Annotated in this window: 8 protein-coding genes; 2 read left to right on the forward strand and 6 right to left on the reverse strand. The window is 56.1% G+C overall.

The window, feature by feature from the left end; translation table 11 throughout:
• Positions 1-152: 152 nt before the first annotated feature.
• On the forward strand, positions 153-2,015 hold the full coding sequence (gene gss / locus ACNQ0W_RS15565; RefSeq protein WP_023295427.1) for a bifunctional glutathionylspermidine amidase/synthase: 1,863 nt from the start codon (positions 153-155) through the stop codon (positions 2,013-2,015).
• Between the two features lie 52 nt (positions 2,016-2,067).
• Here gss and pgaD read toward each other — a convergent pair whose 3' ends face one another.
• From pgaD to pgaA, 4 genes are read right to left on the reverse strand one after another with little or no spacing between them, the layout of a single operon-like run.
• Entirely contained in the window at positions 2,068-2,502 is a 435-nt protein-coding gene (gene pgaD / locus ACNQ0W_RS15570; RefSeq protein ID WP_015571861.1) for a poly-beta-1,6-N-acetyl-D-glucosamine biosynthesis protein PgaD, read from the reverse strand.
• Entirely contained in the window at positions 2,499-3,830 is a 1,332-nt protein-coding gene (gene pgaC, locus ACNQ0W_RS15575; protein WP_023314840.1) for a poly-beta-1,6-N-acetyl-D-glucosamine synthase, read from the reverse strand. The genes pgaD and pgaC overlap by 4 nt, the downstream gene beginning before the upstream one ends.
• Positions 3,823-5,760: a poly-beta-1,6-N-acetyl-D-glucosamine N-deacetylase PgaB gene (pgaB, locus tag ACNQ0W_RS15580; RefSeq protein ID WP_062933240.1), complete on the reverse strand. Its 1,938-nt coding sequence runs from the start codon at positions 5,758-5,760 to the stop codon at positions 3,823-3,825. Before pgaB ends, pgaC begins: the two co-directional genes overlap by 8 nt.
• A gap of 8 nt (positions 5,761-5,768) precedes the next feature.
• Positions 5,769-8,207 carry a poly-beta-1,6 N-acetyl-D-glucosamine export porin PgaA gene (gene pgaA, locus ACNQ0W_RS15585; RefSeq protein ID WP_062933239.1) on the reverse strand — a complete coding sequence of 813 codons (2,439 nt, stop codon included), beginning with the start codon at positions 8,205-8,207 and terminating at the stop codon, positions 5,769-5,771.
• A 668-nt stretch (positions 8,208-8,875) separates the two neighbouring features.
• Here pgaA and ACNQ0W_RS15590 point away from each other — a divergent pair.
• Positions 8,876-9,403: a helix-turn-helix transcriptional regulator gene (locus ACNQ0W_RS15590; protein WP_003862459.1), complete on the forward strand. Its 528-nt coding sequence runs from the start codon at positions 8,876-8,878 to the stop codon at positions 9,401-9,403.
• 61 nt (positions 9,404-9,464) lie between these two features.
• On the opposite strand, the gene ACNQ0W_RS15595 is transcribed toward ACNQ0W_RS15590, so the two are convergent.
• Positions 9,465-12,527, reverse strand: coding sequence for an autotransporter outer membrane beta-barrel domain-containing protein (locus ACNQ0W_RS15595; RefSeq protein WP_062933238.1), 3,063 nt, complete (start codon positions 12,525-12,527; stop codon positions 9,465-9,467).
• A 116-nt stretch (positions 12,528-12,643) separates the two neighbouring features.
• Complete coding sequence (locus ACNQ0W_RS15600; RefSeq protein WP_017382737.1) at positions 12,644-12,958, reverse strand: lipoprotein; 315 nt, start codon at positions 12,956-12,958, stop codon at positions 12,644-12,646.
• Positions 12,959-12,972 lie beyond the last annotated feature (14 nt).

Below are 12,972 nucleotides of genomic sequence, written 5' to 3' on the forward strand. Positions count from 1 at the left end.
CAGTGTAGCAGGAGATGCAGGAACCGTTTAACGATGCGAGCGTAATGGGCAGGGCGGGTGTATGATAACGCCACCTCTGTCAGTTAATTACAACGTGCAGACGACGACAACCCCACAAAAAAATTGCCGCCTGCCTGTTTTAGGTTGGACACATGCGTAAAGGAACGTTAAGCAGTGACGCACCCTTCGGGACGTTATTAGGTTATGCGCCGGGTGGCGTGGCGATTTACTCTTCAAATTACGGCAGTCTCGATCCGCGTCGCTACCCGGAAGACGCGGAATTCCGCAGCTATATCGGCAACGAATACATGGGCCATAAATGGCAGTGCGTTGAATTTGCGCGCCGTTTCCTGTTTCTCAATCACGGATTTGTCTTTACCGACGTCGGGATGGCGTGGGAGATCTTCTCCCTGCGTTTTTTGCGCCAGGTGGTAAACGACAATATTTTGCCGCTACAGGCCTTTGCCAATGGCTCAAAACGCGCGCCGCAGGCCGGTGCGCTGCTCATCTGGCAAAAGGGCGGTGAGTTTCATGAGACCGGCCACGTCGCCGTCATTACCCAGCTGCTGGATGACAGAGTGCGCATTGCCGAGCAGAACGTTATTCACTCCCCGCTGCCGATGGGGCAGCAGTGGACCCGCGAGCTGCGTCTGAGCGTGGAGGACGGTTGCTATACGCTTCATGACACGTTCAACGATACCGAGATCCTCGGCTGGATGATCCAGACGGAGGAGACGGAACACAGTATTCCTCAGCCGGAGATCGACGGTGAACTGCTGAAAATCAGCGGCGCGCGATTGAAGAACAACCGTCAGTTCGACGGAAAATGGCTCAATGAAAACGACGCCCTGCAACAGGCGTACGTTCGCGCCAACGGCCACGTTATCAACAACGATCCCTGCCAGTACTTCACCATTACCGAAAGCGCCGAGCAGGAGCTGATCAAAGCCACCAACGAACTGCATCTGATGTACCTTCATGCCACCGACAAGGTGCTGAAAGACGACAGCTTACTCGCGCTTTTCGACATCCCGAAAATTCTCTGGCCGCGTCTGCGCCTTTCCTGGCAGTGGCGTCGTCACCATATGATCACCGGTCGTATGGATTTCTGCATGGATGAACGCGGCATCAAGGTTTACGAGTACAACGCGGATTCCGCCTCCTGCCATACCGAGGGCGGGCTCATTCTTGAAGAGTGGGTGAAAAACGGCTATCGCGGCACCGGCCACAATCCGGCGGAAGGCTTGCTGGAGGAGCTGACCGGCGCATGGAAGCACAGCCACGCGCGGCCGTTCGTCCATATCATGCAGGACAACGATATCGAAGAGGATTACCACGCGCTCTTTATTCAGCGCTCGCTGATCCAGGCCGGGTTTGAAACCAAAATCCTGCATGGACTGGGGGCGCTGAGCTGGGATGCCGCCGGGCAACTGATTGATGATGAAGGCCGTCACGTCAACTGCGTATGGAAAACCTGGGCGTGGGAAACGGCGATTGAGCAGATCCGCGAGGTGAGCGAAACCGAGTACGCCGCCGTGCCTATCCGTACCGGTCACCCGCAAGGTGAAGTGCGCCTGATTGACGTCCTGCTGCGCCCGGAAGTGCTGGTCTTTGAACCGCTGTGGACGGTGATCCCAGGTAACAAGGCGATCCTGCCGGTGCTGTGGCAGCTGTTCCCGAACCACCGTTACCTGCTGGATACCGATTTTGAGGTTAACGATCTGCTCAAACGGACCGGTTATGCCGTTAAACCGATCGCCGGACGCTGCGGGAGCAATATCGATCTGATCGGCGCCCAGGATGAACTGCTGGACCAGTCCAGCGGCAAGTTTGTTGACCGCAAAAATATCTACCAGCAGCTATGGTGCCTGCCGAAGGTTGACGGCAGATACATTCAGGTCTGCACCTTTACCGTGGGCGGGAACTATGGCGGAACCTGTCTGCGCGGGGATGATTCGCTGGTGGTGAAGAAAGAGAGCGATATTGAACCGCTGATTGTGGTGAAAGATAAATAACGTCTCCCTGTTATAAAAACACCCCCGCAGGGCATGTTGCGGGGGCGTTTCACTACTGCTCTTCCTCTTCCTGCTGCTCGCTGATCTTCAAATCAATGATCCGGCCAATCTGGTCATGGTAAACCGTCAGCAGGTTGTACTGGCTCATCTCGGACATAATTTGCGGCGTGACGTTAAAACTTTGGGCAAGCTCGTCATGGCGCAACATTTCCGGATGACGCCGCCTCACATGTGCGCGGCGGCGATTGTACTGATACCACAGGATCAGCAGCCAGCCGTTGAACGCGGCAATCAGCAGATAGACCAGCACCGTATTAAAGGAGGCGATAATCACGCTCCAGCGGTGATCGCCCTCCTCGGTTAACTGCATCCACAGCCTGGCGTACAGGAAAAACAGGAATCCTCCCCAGGCTATCAGCGTTAATGCAGCATCGAAAAGACGCGGCGCCAGCCGATGTTCAGTCAAAATTAACGTATTCTCGTTCATTGGATGCTCCCTTTACCCCGGTCCGGACTGATCCAGCGCGCGCGGGCGCGTTTACGTTTAAGCATGACTTTCGGAAATGCCACGAGGGTGGTAAACAGGCCAATCATCCAGTACACCATCGGGAACCAGATTACCCAGAACAGCGAGCCTGCCACTTTCCGCTCGTAGCGCCGCTCGATATACAAACTGACGAGGAATTGCAGCAGGCACATCACGCCCAGCAGCAGCCCGGTAAACGCCGGGGGAAACAGGCTCGCAACGGCCAGGTTCGCGGGAAGAGGGATAATATGGCTGAGAATGAACAACACCACGGTCGCCCCATAGGCAAACGCCCACAGCGTTGATAGCGCGTACTCAAGAAACAGGGGCCACATGCGATGATGCTCCCAGCGGGCCATCTTGCGCAGGTTAACCAGAAACACCTCTGCACCCCCCTGCGCCCAGCGCAAACGCTGTTTCCACAGCCCCTTTAGCGTCTCCGGCATCAGGATCCAGCACAGTGCCCGCGGCTCGAAAAAGATATCCCAGTGGCGAAGCTGAAGCTTCCAGCTTATGTCGATATCCTCTGTGATCATGTCCGGGCTCCAGTACCCGACATCCGCCAGCGCCTGTCGGCGAAAGGCGGCGATGACGCCGGAGACGGTAAAGACCCGGCCATAGATCCGCTGCGTTCGCTTGATGAGGCCAATAATTGAAGAAAACTCACCCACCTGAATACGCCCAATCAGCGTTGAGCGCGTGCGAATACGCGGATTTCCGGTGACGGCCCCTACGTGGGGATACTGAATCAGCGGTGCCACCAGATACGCCGCGGTGTCGCGGTCGAGCAGGGCGTCGCCGTCAATGCAGACCAGCAGATCGCCCCGGGCCGCCGCAGCGCCGGCCTTGAGCGCCACGGCTTTCCCCTGGTTCTCCGCGAGATTAATCACCCGCAGGCGCGGCTGCTCCCGCGCCAGCTGTTGCAGTACCTCCGCCGTGTTATCAGAAGAACCGTCGTTGATGGCGATAACTTCTACATTCCAGTACCGCTGATCCAGCGCGGCGCTAATGGTCTCCCGTGCGTTGCGTTCCTCATTGAAGCAGGGAATAAGAATCGAGATTAACGGCTCACCGGCTAAGGCGGGGGCGGGTGTTGCGTTATCCCACGACCAGTGCCGTTCAAGCTGAAACCAGAAATAGAGGCCGCCGGTTACCCAGAGCACGGACATAAACAGCGGCCAGAAAAAGACAAAGTCCAGAATCAGTTCGCCGGTAAACAGCGCGGCTACGCCTAACGGCAACCCGAATACCAGACACAAAATAGAGAAGGCGATAATGCGATCAGTCATTGTCAGGATACCAGTACGAAGAAAATTCAGGCCTGATACGCGAAATATCAGGTTGGTTGTTGAGGAAGTCGTCGGGGTAATAACCGTAATTTTTGATGCCGTTCAGCTGGAGCACCCGCATCCACTCCACCAGACGTTCATCGGCTACGGCACGCTGCGGTTTCTGCGCCCAGTCCCTGGCCTGTAGCTCAAAAATCGTTTTATTCAGCGCGCCGGGGCGTGCGGCGACGGCTTTGACTAAACGCGTCAGCCAGGCATTGCTCTCTTCTGCCGGGACGGACTCCATCAGCGGCATTGCCATCGGCACCGTCCAGTCGTAGGCCGCCAGAAAATCATCGAGATTTTGCGCAAACCATGCCTCGCTTTCCGGCTCGAGAATGGGCAACGCGAACATGTTCCGCGCGGTTTTGATCTGCGGGCCACGGATGTTTTTCACCGCCTGGCTCAGGGTGCGGGTAAAGCCGATAAGTCGCTGACTCTTCTGTCGGGTCGTGTCCTGTCCGGCATCGTCAACGTCCGTCAGCACCGCGTCGTCATGAAATAAGATCCCATTGAAGCTGGCATAGCGGGCCAGATCTTCATAGATCTCCGTCACCTGCTGGCGAACCTGCGGACTCCTAGGGGAGAGCCTGATATAGGGCTCGGCGGCCACGGTCAACTCTCCCGTTTGACGATCCCGGCGCTGCACGCGCGGCAAGGCTGGACTGAGATCGAAAGAGAGAACCGGCATCCACGCGAAGACTTTCACTCCCGCGCGGGTTTGTAGCTGCCAGGCGACAAAATTAAAGAGATCGGCCCGGACCGGGAGCCGACGGTTGGGGAAATAGAGCGCATCGATCCTGCCGTCGCCCCGCGGATCCGAAAACGCCTGGAGAAACACATGGCTGATTTTCATGTCGTAGACCCGCTGGACGAGTTTGTTGATGTTTTTCGTCTGCTGGGCCGGATCGGGATCGTAGACGTAATCGAGATCGACATGCATGACGCGCACCGGGTCAAACTCCTGAACGCGGCTAACCGTGTTGGCAAAGGTTTTTATCGACGGATTTCCGGCGATCAGCAGGCGCGGGATGTTGCCGAGGTCGCGCACGTTTCCCAGCCCGTCCTCCAGGGTAAAGGCCAGCTGATAGCCCTGTTTCTGGGCGATAGCGAGCGACGTTCCGTTGGCAGCCCCATAGGGCCACACCCAGGCACGCGGCGCTTTTCCCGTCACCTGGGTGATTTTATCGGTGACTTTGCGTACGTCTGCGGCGATCCGCTGGTTGAAGTGTTCATCGGTTTCGTAATGCCCCGTCGCGTTATCATAAAAACGGCTGGCGATGGCGGGTTCACGGCTTCCCTGCGGGTTGGCCGGAATGCCGTAATGCGAGGCCCAGGTATGCGAGCCAATCTCAACCAGCGGGGACTGGCTGAGCTCGCGTACCATATCCCAGGTGGCAAAGCGATCGCGGGGCGTCATCAGACCGCCGAAGTTAACTTTTTGATTTGCCGGCGTATCCACCCAGCTGCCCACCGGCGCCCACAGCGCAGGAACGTTCCAGGCCTGAAGCAGGGGCCAGACCCGGGTGTAAAAGCTGCTGTAGCCGTCATCAAAGCTGAGCAAAACGGCTTTCGGCGGCAGCGCTTTTTTCCCTTCATGCGCATCCAGAATGTCCTGCACGCTGATGGCGTGATAGCCGTTGTGCAAAAGCCAGCTTATCTGCTCGTTTAACGCGCTGGTGCGAACGGAGAGGTAGCGCTGATCGGCGGCATCATCTTCGACGTCGTGGTAGGCCAGAACCAGAAACTGATTCTCCGGCCAGGGTTTGCTGGCCTCCAGCTGCGGCCTCTCTTCAGGGACCATAAAGGAGAGCGGCTGCGCGCAGAGGCTCGCGCTGAGGCAGAGCCAGCCGATGACGATCAGGCTTACAGAAAAACGTGTGTTCAGCATATTCATCCTTAAAAGCGTAAAGTCGCATCTAACGTGACGGAGAGATTGCTCTCGCGTTTGCCGTCGTAAGGGCGCTTATCCCAGTTCAGCATCACGCCAGTATCGACAACGTTGTTCCACTGGATGCGTTGCCCGTAACCCATCAGGGTAATGGCGCCAGGTGACTGATTTTTCTGCCAGTAGCTGCCGCCGCCTGCCACGAACTGCTGGCTCCAGAGGGTGTCGTAGTGGCGGTACATCTCATGGTCAACGGACAGGGCAGCCGTCACGGACAGATCCTGTGCCGGGTTGTAATAGAGCGTATTCCGCAGGCTGTTTTTACTGGCGGCGATCCCCGGTTCGAGATCCAGCGTCAGGGTCGGGGTCTGCCAGAGACGCTCTTTCCCAGAGAGGGTGTATTCCTGACGGCGGTTGTGGTCTGAGAAGCGGCTGACGGCGGCGTTGAACTGGTATTCACGTCGCTCGTTTTGATACCAGCGCACCCCCCCTTCACCCCGGTTGGCGCTGATCCCATTGCGTAATGCCCGTAAGGGTGTCGCGCGTGACAAGCGTTCGAGGTTACCGCTGACCTGCCAGTTATCACTCAGGCTGTAGGTTGTTGAGAGCCGTGCGCCCGGCCTGTTTGTGCCGTGATAGCGGTTGCTGGAGAGCTCGGCTTCGAGCGTGAGGTCACGGGGGCGCCACTCAACGCCGCCCAGCAGGTGGCGGCTGATGCCTTTACCTTCGTCGAAATTCCCCTGGGCATAGCGGGTGCCAGCAAACAGCCGCCAGTTATCCGCCACGGGCGGGCCATAGAGCGTGGCGTCCCAGCTCATGTCGTGGCTACCGCTGACGGGGTTATCTGAGTGCAATCCTTTACCCGCGTTCAGACGCAGCTCAGACATATGGTGGACCGCTCTGAGCCTGTCCAGGCGACGGGCGCTGCGATCGGCGGGGGCGCGAGCAATTACGTCATCAGACAGTAAATCCATCTGGCGCCACTCCTGAAGGTCCATTGCGACGTAAGCCTGCTGTTTTTCAAGCTCCAGATTCGCGGGTTCAAGCGCCTCTGCTCGTTTAAGCTTTTGCTCGGCCGCGCGCGGCAGGCCTCTGGCCTGAAGCAGGGCGGCATAATCAATCTGTAACCCCTGATTTCCCGGCGCCGTTGACGCCAGACGATACGACAGCTTTTCGGCCTCCGGCAGGGCGTTGGTCGCCAGCAAATAGTTAAGTTTGAGTGACTGTCCGGTGAGCCACCGATCGTTCGGCTGAGCGGTCGGGGACCCGAAATCGTAGCGGGTCCAGGGAACGCTGCGGGTCTCGCGTTCAACGTAGCGGCGGGCGGTCTGATACTGCCCCGTATCCAGCCAGGCGTAGAAAAGCGCATGCTCCTCATCCTGCGGATCGGAGGCGTAGTGTGGATAGCGTTGCACAAGCGAGAAGGCGGCGACGGCATTTTTCTCCTGCAAATATGCAGAGATCACCCAGCCGATAACCCAGTCCGGCACCGGATGCTGTGCGGCCGTCAGCGACTCGTATTCGCTAATGACCTGCCGGTAATCACCCTTCGCATACAGGGCGCCAAGCCGATCGATACGGGCAAGGATGACGTCTTCAGCCGCCTGCGGTTCGTTTTGCCAGCGGGAAAGCAGGGCGTGATAGCGATCTAATGCGTTTTGTGCCAGCCGCAGGCGCTCTTTCTCCGTTCTGCCAGGCACATCCGCCAGGCGTACCCTTTCAGCCGCGGCGTTACGCTCAAGGCGGCGACGCTCCGCGGGAGACATCGCCGCGCTTTGCGACAGCCAGAGTGCGGGCGTGCTTACCCGGTTCTCCGTTAACGCCTCGATCGTCTCGCGAAGAAGGGCATTATTCCCGGGTGCGGCGTTAAGCGCGCGCATGTCCGCCAGCAGCCGGTCCCCGTTTTTTCCCTGGCGCATCCAGACATAGGAGAGCGTCTCAAGGTGCGCAGGAGAAGGATCGTCCTTAACCAGCCGCCGGGCTTCCGAAAGTGCGAGGCGATCTCTGCGGGCATCGGCCAGAGTCTTAACATAGCCGATGCGGTAATCGTCGTTATCCGGCGCAAGGCTGAGCGCCTCTTCCCACAGCGATAAGGCGGATGGCCAGGCTTTTTGGTTTCTTCTGGACTGGGCGACAGCAGCGATGGCGCGAGCGGGCAGCGGCATATAAATACCATAACGCTGCCAGACCCGAATAACCTCGTCATCGCGTCCTGCCCAGGAGGCTACCTGTAACCAGTCCGCGACCTGTCCGGGTGTTAAAGCATGTTGTTGCTCATAGCGCTGTAGGTAATCAAGAAACAGCGCGTAATTACCGTTACGTGCCTGTTGTATCTGATGCTCATAAACGGATTCATCAGCCTGAACCAGAACAGGAAAGAGTAAAAGCAGGAACAATAATATTGTGGTGCGATAAAAGAATAACGTAGTGAAGCTAAGCGATCTTTCCATATCTATTTGCCATTTGTTTATCGTGAATCCATTGCATAACACGGCCGCCTTTTAACTCTGCGTTAAAGGGCATAAAGAAGAACATTAAATCTGAATGATGCTACGTTATGGGGTACTTACTTAAAGGTAATTATGAGCCCTCATCTCAGTGGTCTGATTGGGCTTAATGTACACCCGATGTGTTGGGGGATAAATAAGTTGAAAAGCGGCTGAGAGGTTTTGAGATAATTCTGGAAGAAGTAAGTTTTTTAGATAATTCAGTGCAGGGTTGTTGTTTTTAATTAATTGATATTAAATGATTTTTCATTCTCTGCTTACTGTTTTGTTATATTCGAAATGAAGTTCTGCTGAGTTAATTAAAGTACTTTCTGGTGCATGTTTGGGAAGTTTCATGACAAAAATTCTTAATGTTCAGAGAAGTGACTTTTCTGAAATTCTTTTTTATTTATAATTAACGACAGACATTGAGTGATAGTCTGCAAAAAGTCTAGCTCACCAATGTCATATTGAGGGATGATCAAAGCCAGAAAACATTTGCCGTAAATGTAAAACGCTATAAACGAAAGCGTTCTTGTTTCTTAAGAGGCGGGCTTGCTTTAATCTAAAAGGGATGGTTAGTGGCGACTTCAATAGTGTTAGTGACTCAGGATTGTTTCCTTGTCAGGGGGATGCGGCTATTTTTCCCGGATATAATTTGCCTCAGTTCGATAGACAGAAACATATTTGATACCGACGCAAATGAATATACTGTACTGATTGATAGCCGTACGCCGCTCCGTTTATATGATTACCTGATACGCCATCCGGCCAGAACGAGAAAAACGATCTGCTGCGTTATGCTGGATATGCGTCCTCGAGAGGAGGATCTTCTCAGTATGAAGCTGTTTATGAACACGTCGCTTACGGCTCCGGATATGGCGTCGTTATTCAATCTGGTGCTCGATATGAAAGGCAGGCGTCTGACCACCAAATGGCTGCTTAACTTACGGCTGAGTCGACACGAAGCGATAATGATCCGGTTGCTGAAGGCAGGGAGGTCAATGGAAGAGATTGCAGATAAGCTGAATATGTCGGTTAAAAGCCTCTATCGCAAGCGAACAGTGCTGTCGGAGCGGTTAGGGGCAGGGAACTTCAACGAGGCGTGTTTGTTTATCTTTAAAAACAAACTGCTGGACGCGGTTGGGAACGATCCCTAGCTTCGTCAGAAGCCAAAAGCAGAAACCCGCCACGAGGGCGGGTTCTTTTAATGGAAATAATTCAGAACGACCAGCGCAGATTGGCGTTAACCGAGTTGACGCGGGTATCCGCACCATATTGTCCCTGGTAACCCACATCCAGCGTCGCAGCACGCGACAGCTGTACGCTCACACCGATATCACCGACCATCACATCCTCATCCACGGCCTGTCCCTGAGTAATGAACGCGTCGCCGCCCGCAAACGCCATGCGCGAAGAGGTATTCTTATCGCCATAGGCGTGCTGCCAGCCCAATGAACCGTAGAGGTTAACGTACTTCGGCAGCTCGGTCACACCGCGCAACCCGAGTGTCGTGTAGAAGGTGTTCATCGTTTCGTTACCGACGCTCAGCGCAGCGGCACCGCCGTCTTCCCTGAAGCTGTCGGTATGCAGCCGGATGTACGATAAATTGACGAACGGCTCAATATTCCTGTCTGGCTGGCCGAAACGGTAGCCCGCTTCGGTGAACGCCAGCAGCGAGTTAGCGTCGTAATCTGACTTCAGCCGATCCGAGAAATCGCTGAAATCAACATTGCGCTCGCCTTCGATCTTGTGCCAGGTGTATCCCAGCGCGCCGCGAAGGGAGAACGCATCTTGTTGACCCGCCGCATACAGGCCAAGGTGATAGTTGTCGGTATCCGTTGAGGAGCGACGGCTGTCGACGTCGTAATCACCCCGGCTGTAGCCGAAGTAGCCGCCGACACGCACGTTATGGTCCGCCAGCTTGCGATCTGCCCCCAGCAGGAAGCCGGTGGTGTTGCCGTCCAGCTTGCCCACGTTACCGTCGCCGCTGTTTCGGCTCCAGGAGCTGAAGGTCTGGCCCCAGACGCCATTGTTTTGCGGCTCTGGCTGCTGCACCAGCGACATGGCTAACGGTGGTATCGGCAGGCTGTCGTTATCAAACGCGCGCTGCATCCGCTGGTTTAACACGTTAAACACCTGCGTGCTGCCAGCGATCAGGTTGGACTGCATTGACGGATAAACTTCCCCAGAAAGCTGGTTGAACGCCTCGCGCGCTTCCGGTGCGCTCAGCAGAAGCAGAGAGTTATACAGCGCCAGCGACGGGCCGCTTTGCGTCAGCGTGGAAAGCGCGCCAGCGGTATTCCACTGGTTGCTGCTTTGGGCCACGGTCTGGAAAATGCCCGGCTTGCCGCTGCCCGGGTTTTCACCGCCAGGATTCTCACCGCCCGGGTTTTCACCTCCGGGGTTTTCACCACCAGGATTCTCACCGCCCGGGTTTTCACCTCCGGGATTTTCACCACCAGGATTCTCACCGCCAGGGTTTTCGCCTCCGGGATTTTCACCACCAGGATTCTCGCCACCGGTCTCTTTCTGCGCGATGGTCAGATCGACGGCGTTGGTGCTTTGCTTAAGCGCCACGTCGAGGAAGGCGGATTTGGAGATCGCTCCGGCGAACTCACCGTCGATTCCCCCGTCGGAGGTCAAAATGCGGTAGCTTTGGCCCGTTTTATAGCTGGTTTGCGGATCCAGCGCGGTGACCTGTACCTTAGCCTGATTGCTGATGGTGGTTTTGCCCGATACCAGTAGCTGGTCGCTGCGGCCATCTCCTGCGATATCGACGTCATAGAAGGATTCGCCGATAAAGTTCAGATAGCGTTTCAGCGTCAACGTACCGATATTGCCGTCGCCGGGCGAGATGTGTCCGCCGGACAGGATCTCGGTCTGGCCCAGCGTCCCGTTGCCGCCCAGCGTGCCGCCGGACTTGATTGACGCGGCGCTGCTGTAACCCACCCCGTTGCTGACGTCTGAACCCGCCGTCGCATTGAGGATCAGCGTGCCGCCGTTCTCCGCGCTAAGGGTCTGGACGTCAAAGATATCGTCTTCTGGCTGAGTATTAATATTGCTGGCAATAATGACTTTACCGCCCCGCGCGGTTACGTTTGCCTTGAGTGCGGAAAGATCGCCGTTCAGCGTCGTCTGCCCGGAGGTGTTGATCACATCACCTTCACCGCTCATCGTGTTGCTGAAGAGGTAATTTCCGTCGGTATGGTTGAAGTAGACATAGCTGCCGAACAGTCCGCCACGCAGGCTGATTGCCGTCTTCGCATCGAGGGTACCTGCGCCGCCCGCCGTGCCCAGCGTTGGCTCAGTTAAACCCGTGCCGGTGTCCATATTGCCGCGGCTGCCGATAATGAGCGCACCTCGGTTCGAGCCGGAACCCGATGTCCCCACGATCAGCGCATTGCTGCCTGCGGAAAATGAACCGCCGTCAATCACAGACAGCACGCCATTGCCATAATCGCCCACGCTCACGCTGCTGCCGCTGGTAAAGCGCGAGTCCTTGCCTGCAATAACCAGCTCGGCGGTTTTCCCTGCGCCGGAGACGCCCGCCACCTGCACGCCGCCAACGTTAACCACCCCGCCGTTCAGCACGTCCAGGTCGCCATAAAGCGTCAACGTACGGCCAACGTTCCACTGTGAGCCGCTCCCCGTGACGGTGGCTTTCGGGCTCAGCGTGTCGGTTTCACCCGGTCCGGTACCGTTGCCGATGCGCGCATCGTAGGCGGTATTGAGCGCCGCGCCGTCTTCAATCGCAAGCGTAGAGCGTGCGCCCAGATCGGTGCCTACGCTGAGAAAATTACTGGTCACACGAGAGCCGGCACCCGTGGCGATTAGGTGGCTGTCGTAGCCGCGGGTGGTGCCGACAACGATCTCCTTCGCGCTCGCCAGCGCGCCCTCTTCGACTCGCAGGGTGCCGAGGCCAAGATTCAGGTCGCCGCGCAGGACGTACCGATCGTTCACCGCGTTAAGCTCAGCGTCTGGCCCACGGACCGTGACCACGCTTTCATAAATTTTGCCGTCGAACAGCCGACCGATATTGATGTTATAGGCGGTGATTTTGCCATTATCGATCAGCAGGTTTCCGCGTTGGTTACGTCCAACATAAACATCTCCGGTGTAACCCAGCGTTTCGGTAATACGCGACTCGCCATCAAAAAAGGCATCGGCTGCACGCGCGACATCGGCAGGTAAAAACAGTAACAGCGGCGCGGAAAATAGAGCGAGGTAAAGTCTGGAAAGCGGCGTCTTAACCGCTAAAGAATGCGATGTAGAGTTATTCACGGGCTATCTCCGTACTCATTAGCATGATGTCAGGAACATCGTTTTTATATGAAAACTCAGATACGTCAGATAATGTAAAAGGCGTTATTTATGTACGCCTTTTAATGTGGTGCTAATTATTTATGTGTGACAACTGGTGTACAGGTTGGCGCGCTCAGCGTCGGTGCAGATCCTAAAATTCCCGGCATCATCATCGATGAACAATCGAAAATACGCCCTTTTTCTGTCGTGGCGCGATAAGAGAGTTTTTGTCCTCCCAGTGCGTCCGGCTGGGCGCCATTAACGTTGGATACGGTTATTTCATCCGATGAGCCCAGTCCCAGCATTTTAGCGGTCTCCGCCTGTAGGAGTGGAATAGCCTGATCGGTTTTCAACGTGGAACAACCGGCCAGCATCAACGTAACGGTTAAAACGATGAGTGGTTTTTTCATAAATTATCCTTGAT

Origin of the sequence: Enterobacter cloacae complex sp. 6730903 (assembly GCF_048283985.1) — a bacterium.
Taxonomy (GTDB): domain Bacteria; phylum Pseudomonadota; class Gammaproteobacteria; order Enterobacterales; family Enterobacteriaceae; genus Enterobacter; species Enterobacter hormaechei_C.